Source organism: Serratia sp. X3, from assembly GCF_014982455.1.
Lineage (GTDB): Bacteria > Pseudomonadota > Gammaproteobacteria > Enterobacterales > Enterobacteriaceae > Serratia > Serratia ureilytica.
The window spans coordinates 427,029-442,795 of record NZ_JADCNB010000002.1 but is presented as its reverse complement, the minus strand read 5'-3'; the positions used below and the strand labels follow the sequence as shown (position 1 = coordinate 442,795).

Annotated in this window: 14 protein-coding genes; 8 read left to right on the top strand and 6 right to left on the bottom strand. The window is 63.1% G+C overall.

All coding sequences use genetic code 11. The annotated features are described in order from the left end of the window. Positions 1 to 44 precede the first annotated feature (44 nt). The 3 genes from pgm to IMX17_RS12445 all read left to right on the top strand — a co-directional run bounded on the left by pgm (position 45) and on the right by IMX17_RS12445 (position 2,817). Complete coding sequence (gene pgm / locus IMX17_RS12455) at positions 45 to 1,688, top strand: phosphoglucomutase (alpha-D-glucose-1,6-bisphosphate-dependent) (RefSeq protein WP_193549813.1); 1,644 nt, start codon at positions 45 to 47, stop codon at positions 1,686 to 1,688. A gap of 191 nt (positions 1,689 to 1,879) precedes the next feature. Further along, entirely contained in the window at positions 1,880 to 2,518 is a 639-nt protein-coding gene (locus IMX17_RS12450; RefSeq protein WP_193549812.1) for a PadR family transcriptional regulator, read from the top strand. Then, positions 2,518 to 2,817, top strand: coding sequence for a DUF3861 domain-containing protein (locus IMX17_RS12445; protein ID WP_004939927.1), 300 nt, complete (start codon positions 2,518 to 2,520; stop codon positions 2,815 to 2,817). Before IMX17_RS12450 ends, IMX17_RS12445 begins: the two co-directional genes overlap by 1 nt. A 27-nt stretch (positions 2,818 to 2,844) precedes the next feature. On the opposite strand, the gene kdpE is transcribed toward IMX17_RS12445, so the two are convergent. The 6 genes from kdpE to IMX17_RS25455 form a co-directional block, all read right to left on the bottom strand. Continuing rightward, positions 2,845 to 3,534: a two-component system response regulator KdpE gene (gene kdpE, locus IMX17_RS12440; protein ID WP_033637458.1), complete on the bottom strand. Its 690-nt coding sequence runs from the start codon at positions 3,532 to 3,534 to the stop codon at positions 2,845 to 2,847. 16 nt (positions 3,535 to 3,550) lie between these two features. Next, positions 3,551 to 6,247 carry a two-component system sensor histidine kinase KdpD gene (gene kdpD, locus IMX17_RS12435; protein ID WP_046896781.1) on the bottom strand — a complete coding sequence of 899 codons (2,697 nt, stop codon included), beginning with the start codon at positions 6,245 to 6,247 and terminating at the stop codon, positions 3,551 to 3,553. A 73-nt stretch (positions 6,248 to 6,320) separates the two neighbouring features. Further along, entirely contained in the window at positions 6,321 to 6,890 is a 570-nt protein-coding gene (gene kdpC / locus IMX17_RS12430; protein ID WP_182264971.1) for a potassium-transporting ATPase subunit KdpC, read from the bottom strand. 18 nt (positions 6,891 to 6,908) lie between these two features. Then, a complete protein-coding gene (kdpB, locus tag IMX17_RS12425) occupies positions 6,909 to 8,978 on the bottom strand; it encodes a potassium-transporting ATPase subunit KdpB (RefSeq protein ID WP_182264970.1) in 2,070 nt (689 codons plus the stop codon). A 26-nt stretch (positions 8,979 to 9,004) separates the two neighbouring features. Then, a complete protein-coding gene (gene kdpA, locus IMX17_RS12420) occupies positions 9,005 to 10,693 on the bottom strand; it encodes a potassium-transporting ATPase subunit KdpA (RefSeq protein ID WP_182264969.1) in 1,689 nt (562 codons plus the stop codon). After that, a complete protein-coding gene (locus IMX17_RS25455) occupies positions 10,693 to 10,782 on the bottom strand; it encodes a K(+)-transporting ATPase subunit F (RefSeq protein ID WP_016928742.1) in 90 nt (29 codons plus the stop codon). The genes kdpA and IMX17_RS25455 overlap by 1 nt, the downstream gene beginning before the upstream one ends. Before the next feature lie 441 nt (positions 10,783 to 11,223). Here IMX17_RS25455 and IMX17_RS12410 point away from each other — a divergent pair, with 441 nt between their 5' ends. From IMX17_RS12410 to IMX17_RS12390, 5 genes are all read left to right on the top strand, one after another. Beyond that, complete coding sequence (locus IMX17_RS12410) at positions 11,224 to 11,433, top strand: YbfA family protein (RefSeq protein ID WP_004939916.1); 210 nt, start codon at positions 11,224 to 11,226, stop codon at positions 11,431 to 11,433. Positions 11,434 to 11,575: 142 nt separating this feature from the next. Beyond that, a complete protein-coding gene (locus IMX17_RS12405; protein WP_033651168.1) occupies positions 11,576 to 12,532 on the top strand; it encodes a DUF523 and DUF1722 domain-containing protein in 957 nt (318 codons plus the stop codon). A gap of 16 nt (positions 12,533 to 12,548) precedes the next feature. Further along, complete coding sequence (phrB, locus tag IMX17_RS12400; RefSeq protein ID WP_193549811.1) at positions 12,549 to 13,979, top strand: deoxyribodipyrimidine photo-lyase; 1,431 nt, start codon at positions 12,549 to 12,551, stop codon at positions 13,977 to 13,979. Between the two features lie 22 nt (positions 13,980 to 14,001). Further along, positions 14,002 to 14,982 (top strand): MBL fold metallo-hydrolase, encoded by a 981-nt coding sequence (locus tag IMX17_RS12395; protein ID WP_044031756.1) that lies wholly within the window; start codon positions 14,002 to 14,004, stop codon positions 14,980 to 14,982. 18 nt (positions 14,983 to 15,000) lie between these two features. Then, positions 15,001 to 15,744 (top strand): type 2 GTP cyclohydrolase I, encoded by a 744-nt coding sequence (locus tag IMX17_RS12390; RefSeq protein WP_016928738.1) that lies wholly within the window; start codon positions 15,001 to 15,003, stop codon positions 15,742 to 15,744. Positions 15,745 to 15,767: the final 23 nt, after the last annotated feature.

The following is a 15,767-nucleotide window of genomic DNA, read 5'->3' as shown; positions in this document are numbered from 1 at the left end:
GACGTATTTGCCCGGTCACCGACAGGGATGAGGGAGATATGTCGATGGCGAATAATCCACGTGCCGGGCAGCCCGCCCGTCAAAGCGATCTGATCAACGTAGCCCAGCTGACGTCGCAGTACTATGTGCTGCAACCGGAAGCCGGCAATGCCGCACATGCGGTGAAGTTTGGCACCTCCGGCCACCGCGGCAGCGCGCAGCGCCACAGCTTCAACGAAGCGCACATCCTCGCCATCGCTCAGGCGATCGCCGAAGTTCGTCATCAGCAGGGCACCACCGGCCCGTGCTACGTGGGCAAAGACACCCATGCGCTGTCCGAGCCGGCCTTTATTTCCGTGCTGGAAGTGCTGACCGCCAACGGCGTCGATGTGATCGTGCAGGAAAACAACGGCTTCACGCCAACGCCGGCAGTATCGCATGCCATTTTGTGCCACAACCGCCACGGCGGCGCGCAGGCCGACGGCATCGTCATTACGCCGTCCCATAACCCGCCGGAAGACGGCGGCATCAAATACAATCCGCCGAACGGCGGCCCGGCTGACACCAACCTGACGTCGGTGATCGAAAAGCGCGCCAACGAACTGCTGGCGCAGCAGCTGAAAGGCGTGCAGCGTCAGTCGCTGGACAAGGCCTGGAACAGCGGCCATCTGCACGCCAAAGATCTGGTGCAGCCTTACGTCGAAGGGCTGGTGGAGGTGGTCGACATGCCGGCCATCCAACGCGCCGGCCTGAAGCTGGGCGTGGATCCGCTCGGCGGTTCCGGCATCGCCTATTGGCAACGGGTAGCGGAACACTACAAGCTGGATCTGACGCTGGTGAACGATTCCATCGATCAGACGTTCCGCTTTATGCACCTGGATCACGACGGCATCATCCGCATGGACTGCTCGTCGGAGTCGGCGATGGCCGGCCTGCTGGCGCTGCGCGACAAATTCGATCTGGCGTTCGCCAACGATCCGGATTACGACCGCCACGGCATCGTCACGCCGAAGGGCCTGATGAACCCGAACCACTATCTGGCGGTAGCCATCAACTACCTGTTCCAGCATCGCCCGCAGTGGGGCGCCGATGTGGCGGTAGGTAAAACGCTGGTGTCCAGCGCGATGATCGATCGCGTGGTAGCCGATCTGGGCCGCAAGCTGGTGGAAGTGCCGGTCGGCTTCAAGTGGTTCGTGGACGGCCTGTTCGACGGCAGCCTGGGCTTTGGCGGCGAAGAGAGCGCCGGGGCCTCGTTCCTGCGCTTCAACGGTCAGCCGTGGTCGACCGACAAAGACGGCATCATCATGTGCCTGCTGGCGGCTGAAATCACCGCGGTAACCGGTGAGAACCCGCAGCATCACTATGACGATCTGGCCAAGCGTTTCGGCGCGCCAAGCTACAACCGCATCCAGGCGCCGGCCACCCATGCGCAGAAAGCGGCGCTGTCCAAGCTGTCGCCGGAGATGGTCAAGGCCAGTACGCTGGGCGGGGACCCGATCACCGCACGTCTGACCGCAGCGCCGGGCAACGGCGCGTCGATCGGCGGCCTGAAAGTGATGACCGACAACGGCTGGTTCGCGGCCCGTCCTTCCGGCACCGAAGAGGCATACAAGATCTATTGCGAGAGCTTCCTCGGGGCGAAACACCGCGAGAAAATCGAGCACGAAGCGGTCGAGATCGTCAGCGAAGTGCTGGCTTCCGCCAAGTAATCGCTTTTCTTGATTGATAAAAAGCGCTGTTTTTACAGCGCTTTTTTTATGGGCGTTATTTAGATATATCTTTTTCACGGCACGCGCTTGCGCATTTAGATATATCGATCTAGATTAGCGCTATCGATGCTGTTTAGATATATCTAAACAACCTCGTATTGATGTTCCCTACTAAAGCGAGGTCTCACCTTATGTTTCATCGATTAGGTTTACACCGGCATCATCATCACCATGAATGCGAAGAGGGCCGTCGTCATCGCGGCGGGCGCCATCACTTCGGCGGCGAAAGCGAAGAGCACGGCCGGGGTGGGCGCGGCGGCCGGGGCGGGCGTCATCGTCTGTTCGAACACGGCGATCTGCGCCTGGTGTTGCTGGCGCTGGTGGCGCGCAAGCCCAGCCACGGGTACGAATTGATCAAGGCGATCGAGGAAGCGTCATCCGGCCTGTATGTACCGAGCCCGGGGGTGATTTACCCCACGCTGACGCTGCTGGAAGAGCAGGATTTCCTCGAACCGCTCACCACCGGCAACGGCCGCAAAAGCTACCGCATCACCGCGGCGGGCGAGAGCGAGCTGCAAAAGCATCAACAGGTGGTTGAGGTCATTCTGGCGCGTCTGGCGGGTGCCGGCCGCGAGCGTCATCGGCACGGCAACCTGGCGGAAGGCATCTACGACGCCATGAACCGTCTGCGCAGCCTGCTGCGCGGCAACGTGATGCGCGCCGATCTCACGCCGCAGCAGGTGGAGCGCATCAACGCCGCGTTGCTGACCGCCGTGGCGGCGATCGAAAGCGAAATGCAGATTCAACCTTCGCAACAGGAGAAGAACTGATGCCCGGCCACCGTTTTAACATTACCGTTGAAGCCCTGAGCGATCGCCAGGGCAATCCCGTCGAGAAAGCGCCGCTGAGTTTTGAAGTGACCAACCACGACGATATTCTCGAGATCGTCGAGCGCATTCGGGCGCGTGACGATCTGAACTTCGGCCCCGAGCAGAGCGCCGCCTTCGCCGTAGGGTTGAAACTGTTCTCCGAAGTGATGATCGAAAACCGCAAACACCCGGTGTTCGCGCCGCTGCGCGAGGCGTTTAAGGAATTTATGGTCGGATTGAAGAAGGGCCCGGCGGCGTAAAGGCGCGGAAAACCGCGCCCTCCGGGGTTAAGGCATGAAGCGATAGCCGACGCCGGTTTCGGTCAGCAGGTGTTTGGGCCGGGCCGGATCGGCTTCGAGCTTCTGCCGCAAATGGCCCATGTAGATGCGCAGATAGTGGCTGTGCTCCACGTAGTTCGGCCCCCAGACGTGGCTCAACAGCTGGCGTTGGGTGATCACCTTGCCGGCGTTGGCCAGCAGCTCCGCCAACAGGCGAAACTCGATCGGCGTCAGATGCAGATCTTCGTCGTTGCGCAGCACCCGGCGATTCACCAGATCGACGGTGATCGCCGAAAAGCTCACCAGCGGGCTTTCCTGTTGGCTGGCGGAGTGGCGGCGCAGCGCGACCCGCACCCGCGCCAGCAACTCACCGATGCCGAACGGCTTGCTGAGGTAGTCGTCGGCGCCGGCGTCCAGCGCGGCGATCTTGTCCTCTTCGGCGTTGCGCGCCGACAGCACGATCACCGGAATGGCGCTCCACTGCCGCAGATCGCGGATGTAGCTCAGCCCGTCGCCATCCGGCAACCCCAAATCCAGGATGATCAGATCCGGTTTGCGCGTGCCGGCCTCAATCAGCCCCCGCTGCAGCGTTTCACTTTCAAACACCCGCAGGCCTTCGCTCTCCAGCGCGGTGCGCACGAAGCGGCGGATCTCTTTTTCATCTTCAACAATCAGAATGTTGGTTGGCGTTATGCTCACGTTTCCCCTGCGTTGATTACAGATCGAAGGCGTCGCCGTCGATCTCGGGCGGTTTTTCCAGCGGCAGCACGAAGCGGAAGCTGGCGCCGCCGTTGGCGCCGTTTTCCGCCCAGATGCGGCCGTCATGCACTTCAATAATGGCACGACAAATCGCTAACCCCAAGCCGACGCCGGGGATCGCCGACTCTTTATTGCCGCGTGAAAACTTGTCGAAAATCAGCTGCAGCTGATCGGCGGGGATGCCGGGGCCGTTATCCCAGACCTCGACTTCCAGCCACTCGGGCAGCGTGCGGGCGCGAATGCCGATGGTGGCCTCGGCGCCGGCGTATTTATTGGCGTTTTCCAACAGGTTGGTGAACACCCGTTCCAGCAGGCTGCCGTCGCAGTTGACCAGAATCTGTTCCGGCGGCAGATCGACCTCGATTGGATGCTGGCTGAGCAGCGGCTCCAGCATGTGCAGCGAAGCGCCGACGATCTCTTCCAGCGACTGCCACTCTTTACGCAGGCTGAAACCGCCAGACTGGATGCGCGCCATATCGAGCAGGTTGTTCACCAGCCGGGTGGTGCTCAGCACCTGCTGGCGGATCTGGCTGGCCTGGGTGGCGTGATTGGAGCCTTCGGCTGCCAGGTCCAGCGTGAGAATTTCCGCCTGGCCGAACAATACGGTCAGCGGGGTGCGCAGATCGTGCGACAGCGCCGCCAGCAGCGAGTTGCGCAGCTGTTCGCGTTCGGCGTCCAGCTTGGCTTCTTCGGCGCTGCGCGCCAGGTGCAGCCGTTCCAGCGCGCTGGCGATCAGCACTGCGAAGGTTTGCAGCAGCCGCTGTTGTTCCGGCACCATCAGCTGGCGCAGGTTGTTGGGTTCGATCGCCAACAGGCCGAAGGTCTGTTTGGGGGTATTGAGCGGCAGCAGTTGGTAAGGCACGCCGGGCAGGGTGTCGGTGCCGGCGCCGGCCGGCAAGCCTTTATCGAAACTCCAGCGCGCGATGGCTTCGTCTACCGACAGCAGCCCGCCTTCCTCGCCGATCATTTGCTGCAGCCGGCCGTCTTCCTGCGGCAGCAGCAGCACGGTTTTCGCCTGGAAGCTGCTGGAGAGGAAATGACGGCTGGTGTTGGCGATGTCGGCCACGGTCAGCGCGCGGCTCAGCCCGCGTGACATTTCGTACAGATGGCGCGCCCGCTGCTCGCGATAGCGCGCCACCCGGGCCTGATAACGCACCCCGGCGGTCAGGTTGCCGATGATGATGCCGACGGCGAGCATCACGCCGAAGGTCAGCAGATACTGCATATCGCTGACGGCGAACGACCATTCGGGCTGAACGAAGAACAGATCGAAACTGGCGACGTTGATCACCGCCGCCAGCACCGATGGCCAGCGGCCGAAGAACAGCGCGACGATCGCCACGCCGAGCAGGTAGACCATCACCAGGTTGGCCTGATCGAAGCCCGGCAGCAGCCACTGCGAGAGCAGGGTAATCAGCGCGCACAGCGCCACCGCCACCGCGCAGCCGCGCAGCTGCATGCGCCATTTCTCATTGAAGCTGCGGCCGTCGTGCTCCTTGCCCGGCGGCGGCTGTGCGGCGTCGTTGTCCAGCGCGACGATCACCAGATCGAGATCCGGGCCCAGCCGGCCGAGGCGATCGGCGAAACTGCCGCGCAGCTTCCAGCGCTGCTCGCTGCGGCGGCCGATGATGATTTTGCCGAGGTTATGCTCGCGGGCGTAGCGCAGCACTGCGCGCTCTTCGGACGGATCGGCCAGGGTGGCGGTTTCGGCGCCCAGCTCCTGCGCTAGCCGCAGCGCGCGCAGAATGGCGCGGCGCTGGTTTTCCGGCAGCCGGTGCAGCTTGGGGGTTTCCACGTAGACCGCATGCCAGTGGCAGCCGAGCCGCGCCGCCAGCCGGGCGGCGATGCGCACCAGCTTTTCGTTGCCGCTGTTGTGGCCGACGCACAGCAGAATGCTGTCGCGGGTGTGCCACACTTTCTCGCGCCCCTGGGTGTCGCGAAACTCGCGCATCTGGTCATCGACCCGATCGGCGGTGCGGCGCAGCGCCAACTCGCGCAGGGCGATCAGGTTGCCTTTACGGAAAAAATGCTCGATGGCGCGCTCGGCCTGGCCGGGAATATACACTTTGCCTTCGTGCAGCCGTCGGCGCAGATCGTCCGGCGGCAGATCGACCAGCACCACTTCGCTGGCCTCGTCAAACACGTGGTCGGGCACCGTTTCGCGCACCCGCACGCCGGTCACGCCGCCCACCACGTCGTTCAGACTTTCCAAATGTTGCACGTTGACGGTAGTCAGCACGTCGATGCCGGCGTCCAGCAGCTCTTCCACATCCTGCCAGCGTTTGGGGTGGCGCGAACCGTGGGCGTTGCTGTGCGCCAGTTCGTCCATCAGGATCAGCGCCGGATGGCGCGCCAACGCGGCGTCGAGGTCGAATTCATGCACCAGTCGCCCACGATGCTGGATGCGCTTTTGCGGCAACAGCGCCAGGCCGTCGAGCAGGGCGGCGGTCTCGCTGCGGCCGTGGGTTTCCACCACGCCGACCAGCACATCCAGCCCCTGAGCGCGCAAACGCTGGGCCTCCTGCAGCATGGCGTAGGTTTTGCCCACGCCGGCGCAGGCGCCGAAGAATACCTTCAACCGGCCGCGCGGTTTTTCATTGGCCAGCGCCAGCAGGCTATCGGGATCGGGACGCTGCTGTTCTTCTTCGACCATGACAATTCCTTGTGTTACCAAGCAAAAAGGGGTTCGGCACGCCGAACCCTATCACTATGCTGAATACGGCGCGTTACTTCAACGCATCCAGCGCCAGGTTCAGTTTCAGCACGTTGACCACCGATTCGCCCATGAAGTTGGGCGTGGCCCGATCGGTGTTGTCTTCGATCAGTTTGGCGACCTGTTCCGGCGGCAGATGACGCGCCGCCGCGACCCGCGCCAGCTGATACCGCGCCGCAGCGGTCGAGATCTGCGGATCCAGCCCGCTGCCGGAGGCGGTCAGCAGATCCACCGGGATCGGGCCGCTCATGGCCGGATTGGCCTGGCGCAGCTGCGCCGCGCGTTCGGCGATAGCCTTATCCAGCGCCGGGTTGGTGGCCGCCAGGTTGCTGCCGGCGGAGGCCAGTGGATTATAGGCTGAATCGCCGGTCGCCGACGGGCGGCCCCAGAAATAGTCGGCGCGCGTGAACTTCTGGCCGATCAACGCGGAGCCGACCGCCTTGTTGCCCTGGTACAGCAGCGAACCGTTGGCCGCGCCCGAAAACAGCAGCTGCGCCAGCCCGGTGGTCAGCAGCGGATAGGCGATGCCGGTGATCAGCGTCAGCAGGATCAACATCACCAGCGCAGGTCGTAAATACGTCATGTTCATTTCCCTCAATGGTTAACCGGCGACGTGCAGCGCGACCAGGATCAGGTCGATCAGTTTGATGCCGACGAACGGCACCAGCAGACCGCCGACCCCATACAGCCACAGGTTGCGGCGCAGCAGAGCTGCGGCGCTCATCGGTTTGTAGCTCACCCCTTTCAGCGCCAGCGGGATCAGAAACACGATCACCAGGGCGTTGAAGATCACCGCCGACATGATGGCGGAGGCGGGGGAGTGCAGGTGCATCACGTTCAGCGCGTTCAGCTGCGGATAGGTGGCCGCGAACGCCGCCGGAATGATGGCGAAGTACTTGGCCACGTCGTTGGCGATGCTGAAGGTGGTCAGCGAGCCGCGCGTCATCAGCATCTGTTTGCCGATATGCACCACTTCGATCAGCTTGGTCGGGTTGGAATCCAGATCGACCATGTTGCCCGCCTCTTTGGCGGCCTGGGTACCGGAGTTCATCGCCACCGCCACATCGGCCTGCGCCAGCGCCGGGGCGTCGTTGGTGCCGTCGCCGGTCATCGCCACCAGACGGCCTTCCGCCTGATACTGGCGGATCAGCGCCAGCTTGGCTTCCGGCGTGGCTTCCGACAGGAAGTCGTCCACCCCGGCTTCGGCGGCGATCGCCGCCGCGGTCAGCGGGTTATCGCCGGTGATCATCACCGTTTTGATGCCCATCTTGCGCAGCTCATTGAAGCGCTCTTTGATGCCGCCCTTGACGATATCCTTCAACGCCACCACGCCCAGCACCCGTGCGCCTTCCGCCACCACCAGCGGCGTACCGCCGGTGCGCGCCACGCTTTCCACCAGATCGTCCACCGCCCGCGGGAAGTGCCCCTGATTGGTTTCGACGTGACGGCGAATGGCGTCCACCGCGCCTTTGCGGATCATGCGCTCCTGCACGTTGACGCCGCTCATGCGGGTCTGGGCGGAGAAGGGCACGAAGGTGGCGTTCAGCGCCTGCAGATCGCGCTCGCGCAGGTTAAAGCGCTGTTTGGCCAGCACCACGATGCTGCGGCCTTCCGGCGTTTCGTCCGCCAGCGAGGCCAGCTGCGCGGCATCCGCCAGCTCTTGCTCTTTCACGCCCGGCGCCGGCAGGAACTCCGAAGCCTGGCGGTTGCCCAGCGTGATGGTGCCGGTTTTATCCAGCAGCAGCACGTCCACGTCGCCGGCGGCTTCCACCGCGCGGCCGCTGGTGGCGATCACGTTGGCGCCGAGCATGCGGCTCATCCCGGCCACGCCGATGGCGGACAACAGACCGCCGATGGTGGTGGGGATCAGGCAAACCAGCAGCGCGACCAGCACGGTGATGGTGACCACGCTGCCGCTGCCGGCCGCCTGGACGCTGTATTGCGAGAACGGGAACAGGGTGGCGGTGGCCAACACGAACACGATGGTCAGCGCCACCAGCAGGATGGTCAGCGCGATTTCGTTCGGCGTTTTGCGGCGTTTGGCGCCTTCCACCATGGCGATCATGCGATCGAGGAAGGTTTCCCCCGGGTTGACGCTGCACTGCACCACCAGCCAGTCGGACAGCACGCGGGTGCCGCCGGTGACCGAAGAGAAGTCCCCGCCGGATTCGCGGATCACCGGGGCGGATTCCCCGGTGATGGCGCTTTCATCCACCGAGGCGCCGCCCTCCAGCACTTCGCCGTCGCACGGAATGGTGTCGCCGGCTTCCACCAGCACGATATCGCCTTTGCGCAGGCTCTCGGCAGCCACTTTCTCCGTGGCGCCGTCGCGGCGCGGGCCGGCCAGTTTTTTCGCCCAGCTGGTTTTCTTGGTGCCTTTCAGGCTTTCCGCCTGGGCCTTGCTGCGGCCTTCGGCCAGCGCCTCGGCGAAGTTGGCGAACAGCACGGTGAACCACAACCACAGGGCGACGCTGCCGGTAAAGGCGGCGGCGCCGTCGGTTTGGCCGGCGAGGATCGCCAGCCAGATGGCGGTGGTCAGAATGCTGCCGATATACACCACGAACATCACCGGGTTGCGCCATTGAACGCGAGGATCCAGTTTTTTCACCGCATCGATCAGCGCGGTGCGCACCAGGGCCGGTTCAAACAGCGCGCGTTGTTTGCGAGTCATCTCTTATTCTCTCTCTGTGACGTCGGTTAGTTTGCCAACCAAAGTTGCAAATGCTCGGCCACCGGGCCCAGCGCCAGCGCAGGCACGAAGGTCAGCGCACCCACCAGCAGCACGGTGCCGATCAGCAAGCCGATAAACAGCGGCCCATAGGTCGGCAGGGTGCCGTTGCCCGCCGGCTGGCGTTGCTTGGCGCTCAGTGAACCGGCGATCGCCAGCACCGGCAGGATCACCCCGAAACGGCCGACGAACATGGCGAAGGCCAGCAGCAGGTTGTAGAACGGCGTATTGACGCTCAACCCGGCGAAGGCGCTGCCGTTGTTGTTGGCGGCGGAGGACAGGGCATACAGCACTTCGCTGAAGCCGTGGGCGCCCGGATTGAGGATGCCGGCGCGGCCCGCGTCGGTGCCGATGGCCAGCGCGCTGCCCAGCAACACCAGCGCCGGCGTGACCAGGATCGCCAGCGCGGTCATCTTCATGTCATAGACGTCGATCTTCTTGCCCAGATATTCCGGGGTGCGGCCGATCATCAGACCGGCGATAAACACCGTCAGCAGCACGAACAGCAGCATGCCGTACAGGCCGGAGCCGACGCCGCCGAACACCACTTCACCGATCTGCATCAGCCACATCGGCACCATGCCGCCCAGCGCGGTGAAGGAGTCGTGCATGGCGTTGACCGCCCCGCAGGACGCGGCGGTGGTCACCACCGAGAACAGGCTGGTGGCGAGAATGCCGAAGCGCGACTCTTTGCCTTCCATATTGATGTTGCTGTCGGCGCCCAGCGCGCTCAGGTGCGGGTTGCCCGCCAGCTCGGCGTACATCACCACCACCACCGCCACCACGAAGATCAGCGCCATCGCCCAGATCAGCGCGTGGCCCTGACGGTTTTCACCGGCCAGTTGTCCGAAAGAGAAGCACAGCGCGCAAGGGATCAGGAAGATGGCCAGCATCTGCACGAAGTTGGTCAGCACGGTCGGGTTTTCGAACGGGTGCGCCGAGTTGGCACCGAAGACCCCCCCGCCGTTGGTGCCGAGCATCTTGATCGCTTCCTGCGAGGCGACCGGCCCCATCGGCAGCGTCTGCTGCGCGCCTTCGAGCGTGGTGACGTGCAGGTAAGGCAGGAAGTTTTGCAGCGTGCCCTGGCTGACGAAGAACAGGGCGATCAGCAGCGCGATCGGCAGCAGCACATACAGCGTGATGCGGAACAGATCGGCCCAGGCGTTGCCGACGGTCTTGCCGGCGCGGCGGGTAAAGGCACGGATCAGCGCAAAGGCCACGGCGATGCCGGTGGAGGCGGAAACGAAGTTCTGCACCGCCAGCCCGGCCATCTGGCTGAAATAGCTGAGGGCGCTTTCACCGCTGTAGGCTTGCCAGTTGGTGTTGGTGACGAAGCTGACGGCGGTGTTGAGCGCCAGATCCCAGGAGAGGCCAGGGAAGCCTTGCGGGTTGAGCGGCAGCGAGCCCTGCGCCATCAGCAGGGCGAACAGCAGCGCCAGGCCGAGCAGGTTAAACGCCAGGATCGCCAGCGCGTACTGCCACCAATTCATCTCGGTGGGGCGGATGCCGCAGGCGCGCCAGACGCCGGCTTCCACTGCGCGCAGCGCAGGCAGCGGCTCACCTTCGATCAGGCGCGCCATAAAACCGCCCAGCGGCCGGGCCAGCAGCAGAAGCACCAGCAGGAAACTGGCGATCAGTAAAAAGGCTGAAGCCGCCATCAGAAATCCTCCGCGTTAAACAGGGCGTAGACCAGATAGGCCAACAGCAGCAGAACCAACAGCGCACCACCAATAACGCTGAAACTCACGGGACACCTCCAGAGGTGTTGTTTTTGATAGAGGCAGTGTAGGGAGCGGGGTAGAAAGAAGATGAAAAAATCGCGCGGGCGGGTGTAAAAAAAGTATAAAAATGGCTGAAATTTCAGCAAAAATTGAGCATTTCAACCAGCAGGTTGGCGGCGAGATTGCGCCTGATGAGTGAATAAGCAAGGGCAGCGGCGTGGAAGCAGGAACCGGATAATAACCACAACGTAACCAATGTTAAGTTAAAAATTAACTTGGTTGTAACAAAATTACGAATCGCCGCGGTGATTAGCGATTTTTTGTGCGATTTAGTGGTCGGATGAGTAGTAAACTTTCATCAAGTGCGCTAAAATTTTGTCCAGTTACCAAATTACCGATTGTTCATTTGATACGCCCACGCCGTTTTCCCTGACAAATCAACGGCAGGCGTTTTTAAGGAGGTTCGCATGTCTACGACCTATCACGCTTATTCACTGCATCGGATTCTCCTGCGCCGCAGCGCAGTGGTGATCGCGGGCATTTTGGCCCTGCCGGTGATGCTGTTCCGCAGCGATCGCGGGCGTTTTTACAGCTACCTGCACCGCGTCTGGTCAAAAACCAGCGATAAGCCGGTCTGGCTGCAGCAGGCGGAACTGGCGTCCTGCGACTTCTACTGAGTCACTGCCGACTCACGAACAACCCTCGCCCTGCGGCGGGGGTTTTTTTATGCCCCAAGCCCGCTGCCGTCAAGCGCAAGGTCGTATTTGGCAAGCCATTCTTCTACACTTTCCTCATCGACCAACACCACGAGAGAACGGTATGAGTGACAAGATCCCTATCGGCATCAGCGCCTGTTTACTGGGCGACGCGGTGCGTTTCGACGGTGGCCACAAGCGGCTGGCCTTCGCGGTGGAACAGTTGGCGCCCTATGTGCGCTTTGAGCCCGTTTGCCCGGAAATGGCGATCGGCCTGCCCACGCCGCGCCCGGCGCTGCGTCTGGTGAAACAGGCGCAGCCGTGGCCGGCGATGCGCTACAGCAACGACGCCGGCGTGGATCTGACCGAGGAGATGCGCAGTTTCTCCGCGCAGCGCGTGGCTGCGTTGCAACACCTGTGCGGCTATATCGTCTGCGCCAAGTCGCCGAGCTGCGGCCTGGAGCGGGTGCGGGTCTACAGCGAGAACGGCAAGGACTCGCGTAAAAACGGCGTCGGGCTGTTTACCGCCGAGCTGCTGCGCCAGATGCCGTGGCTGCCGGTGGAAGAGGATGGGCGTTTGCAGGATGCGGCGCTGCGGGAAAACTTTATCGAGCGAGTGTACGCGCTGTATGAGTTGAACATGCTGTGGCGTCAGGGGCTGACCCGCGGCGGGCTGATCGCGTTTCACAGCCGCTACAAACTGTCGTTGCTGGCGCATTCGCAGCCGGCGTACCGCGAACTGGGGCGTTTCGTCGCCGACATTCATCGCTGGGACTCGCTGGAAGACTTCGCCGTGGAGTACCGCAGCCGCCTGATGGCGCTGTTGGCGCACAAGGCGACGCGCCGCAACCATACCAACGTGCTGATGCACGTGCAGGGTTACTTCCGCCGCCAGCTCAGCGCGGCGCAGCGCCAGGAGCTGGCGCACCTGATCGACCGCTACCGGCAGGGCATGCAGCCGCTGCTGGCGCCGATCGCCTTGCTTAAGCATTACATGGCGGAATACCCCGACAGTTATCTGGCGGAGCAACGCTATTTCGAACCTTATCCGGAGGCGCTGCGTTTGCGTTACGGCCATTGATTGACAAGGGAATTTTATGACCACGCATCTGGTCTGGTTGCGTAACGATCTGCGTATCACCGACAACAAAGCGCTGCACGCTGCCTGCAGCGATCCCAAAGCCCGGGTGCTGGCGGTGTTTATCGCCACCCCGCAGCAGTGGCGGCAGCATGAGATGGCGCCGCGGCAGGCGGCGCTGATCTACGCCAGCCTGCGGGCGGTACAGCAGGCGCTGGCGCAAAAGGGCATTGCGCTGCATTGCCTTGCCGGCACGGACTTTGCCGCGTCGATCGACTGGCTGGCGGAGTATTGCCGGCGAGAGCAGGTGGACGCGCTATTTTACAACCGCCAGTACGAACTGAATGAACGGCGACGCGATGCGCGGCTGGAGCAGCAGTTGAATGGACGGGTAACGTGCCACGGTTTTGATGACAGCCTGCTGTTGCCGCCGGGCAGCGTGCTAACCGGCGGCGGCGAGATGTACAAGGTTTATACGCCGTTTCGCAACGCCTTCATTCAGCGCCTGACTGAGTCCGACGTGAGCTGCCTGCCGGCGCCGAAGATCCGTGCCGATGGCGCGTTGCCTGCGCCTGAGGCGCCTGTGGCGTTCGATTATCCCGCGGCGGACATCGGGGATGACTATCCCGCCGGCGAGGAGGCCGCGCTGCAGCGGCTGCGCGCCTTTTGTCGTGAGCAGGTGCAAGATTACCTTCGGCAGCGCGATCTGCCCGCCATCGCCGGCACCAGCAGCCTGTCGCCCTATCTGGCGATCGGCGCGCTGTCGCCGCGCCAGTGTTTTAACCGCCTGCGCGCCGAATGCCCGCAGCTGCTGGAAGATCGCGAGAGCGGCGCTTTCGCCTGGCTGAACGAGCTGATTTGGCGCGAGTTCTATCGCCACCTGCTGGTGGCCTACCCCGAGCTGTGCCGCCATCGTCCCTTTATCGCCTGGACGGACAAGGTGCGCTGGAGCGATGACGCGGCGAAGCTGCAGGCCTGGCAGCGGGGCGAGACCGGCTATCCGATCGTCGATGCCGCCATGCGCCAGCTGAACGCTACCGGCTGGATGCACAACCGGCTGCGCATGATCAGCGCCAGTTTTCTGGTGAAGGACCTGCTGATCGACTGGCGGGCCGGGGAGCGCTACTTCATGTCGCAACTGCTGGACGGGGATCTGGCGGCCAATAACGGCGGCTGGCAGTGGGCGGCCTCCACCGGCACCGACGCCGCGCCGTATTTCCGCATCTTTAACCCGACCACCCAGGGTGAACGTTTTGATCCACAAGGCACTTTCATCCGTAAATGGTTGCCGGAACTGGCGGATGTGCCCGACAATGACATCCATTACCCCCACCGCTGGGCGGAAAAGCAGCGCCGTACGCTGAACTACCCGCTGCCGATCGTCGATCACAAACAAGCCCGCGTGGAGACGTTGGCGGCGTTCGAGGCGGCGAAACGGGGAGAGTCTTGAGGCAACTGCAAGGAGCGACGTAATGATGAAAAAGGTGCTGGCCCTGTGCCTGAGCGGCTATTCCGCGCTGGCGATCGCCGGCTTTGACGTGGTGGCGCTGGGTGTCGACGGCGGCGTCAGCGACGGCAACCTGACCTCTTATCTGATCCGCAGCGATAATCAGCCGCAGTATGTGGCGCTGGACGCCGGCTCGCTGCTGCCGGGCATCGCCAAAGGGCTGGAGAAGGGCAGTTTCCCGCAGGTGACCCCTGAGCTGGCCGCGCCTTACACGCCGCAGGGCTATGTGTTCCGGCAGTTGATCGGCGGCTATTTCATCAGCCACGGCCATCTGGACCACGTGGCGGGGCTGATCGTCGGCTCGCCCGAGGATAATAAAAAAACCGTTTACGCCCAGGCGGACACCGTGCTGACCCTGCGCAACCATTACTTCAACTGGAAGGCCTGGCCGAACTTTACCGACGCCGGCAACGGCTCGCGGCTGGGCACCTACCGGCTGCAAACGGTGCGGCCGCAGCAGCGCTTTACCCTCGGCCTGACCGGGTTGACCGGCGTGATGTACCCGCTCAGCCACGATCGCTACCCGTCGTCAATGCTGCTGATTTCCAACGGCAACGAGTTCTTCGCCTACTTCGGCGATACCGGGCCGGACAAGGTGGAGCAGTCGCGCGATCTCGATACCGTGTGGCGCGTGCTGGGGCCGCTTGTCGAGCAGAAAAAGCTCAAGGGCATGATTATCGAAACCTCTTACCCCAACGGGGTGGAGGACAAACATCTGTACGGCCATCTGACGCCGGCCTGGCTGCTGAAGGAGCTGAAGAACCTGACGCAGTACAGCGGCGGCGAAGGCTCGCTGAACGGTCTGCCGGTGGTTGTCAGCCACATCAAGCCGAGCCTGAAGCAGGGCGAAGACGCGCGCGCCGCCATTGCGCAGCAGCTGGCGCAGGGCAACGATCTGGGAGTGAAATTCATCCTGATGGCGCAGGGCGACCGGCAGACATTTTGACTATGAAGAGAGAAGAGAATGCGTAACCTCGATCTGGAACAACTGATCAACACGGAACTGAACGCCGCGGCGTTTCAGGACTATGCCCCCAATGGATTGCAGGTGGAAGGGCGCCCGCACGTGCAGCGCATCGTGACCGGCGTCACCGCCTGTCAGGCGCTGTTGGACGCCGCGGTGGCGCATCAGGCCGACGCGATCATCGTGCATCACGGCTATTTCTGGAAAAACGAGGCGCCGGCGGTGCGCGGCATGAAGCGCAACCGCCTGAAAACGCTGTTGACCCACGACATCAATCTGTACGGCTACCACCTGCCGCTGGACGCGCATCCGGTGCTGGGCAACAACGCGCAGCTGGCGCAGGCGCTGGGCATTCGGGTGATTGGCGACGTCGAGCCGCTGGTGCCGCACGGGGAATTCGAACAGCCGCTGACCGGCGAAGCGCTGCAACAGCGCATCGAAAGCCGGCTGGGGCGCGCGGTGCTGCACTGCGGCGATAACGCGCCTGAGCATATTCGCCGAGTGGCCTGGTGCACCGGCGGCGGCCAGGGCTTTATCGACAGCGCGGCGCGCTTCGGCGTCGATGCTTTCATCAGCGGTGAAGTGTCTGAGCAGACCATTCACAGCGCGCGCGAAATGGGCGTGCATTTCTTTGCCGCCGGCCACCACGCGACCGAGCGCGGCGGCGTGAAAGCGCTGGGGGAATGGCTGGCTCAGCACCACGGTTTTGATGTGACCTTTATCGATATCCCGAATCCCGCCTGATTTTTTCTGCGTCGGATCCAGCC

What these genes read in the sequence shown, in the direction of transcription:
- IMX17_RS12410 (WP_004939916.1), top strand. Translation starts at nt 11,224, where the DNA reads ATGTCTACGACCTATCACGCTTATTCACTGCATCGGATTCTCCTGCGC.
- kdpD (WP_046896781.1), bottom strand. Translation starts at nt 6,247, where the DNA reads ATGGTCGAAGAAGAACAGCAGCGTCCCGATCCCGATAGCCTGCTGGCG.
- kdpB (WP_182264970.1), bottom strand. Translation starts at nt 8,978, where the DNA reads ATGACTCGCAAACAACGCGCGCTGTTTGAACCGGCCCTGGTGCGCACC.
- IMX17_RS12445 (WP_004939927.1), top strand. Translation starts at nt 2,518, where the DNA reads ATGCCCGGCCACCGTTTTAACATTACCGTTGAAGCCCTGAGCGATCGC.
- IMX17_RS12450 (WP_193549812.1), top strand. Translation starts at nt 1,880, where the DNA reads ATGTTTCATCGATTAGGTTTACACCGGCATCATCATCACCATGAATGC.
- IMX17_RS12395 (WP_044031756.1), top strand. Translation starts at nt 14,002, where the DNA reads ATGATGAAAAAGGTGCTGGCCCTGTGCCTGAGCGGCTATTCCGCGCTG.
- phrB (WP_193549811.1), top strand. Translation starts at nt 12,549, where the DNA reads ATGACCACGCATCTGGTCTGGTTGCGTAACGATCTGCGTATCACCGAC.
- kdpA (WP_182264969.1), bottom strand. Translation starts at nt 10,693, where the DNA reads ATGGCGGCTTCAGCCTTTTTACTGATCGCCAGTTTCCTGCTGGTGCTT.
- IMX17_RS12405 (WP_033651168.1), top strand. Translation starts at nt 11,576, where the DNA reads ATGAGTGACAAGATCCCTATCGGCATCAGCGCCTGTTTACTGGGCGAC.
- pgm (WP_193549813.1), top strand. Translation starts at nt 45, where the DNA reads ATGGCGAATAATCCACGTGCCGGGCAGCCCGCCCGTCAAAGCGATCTG.
- kdpC (WP_182264971.1), bottom strand. Translation starts at nt 6,890, where the DNA reads ATGACGTATTTACGACCTGCGCTGGTGATGTTGATCCTGCTGACGCTG.
- IMX17_RS12390 (WP_016928738.1), top strand. Translation starts at nt 15,001, where the DNA reads ATGCGTAACCTCGATCTGGAACAACTGATCAACACGGAACTGAACGCC.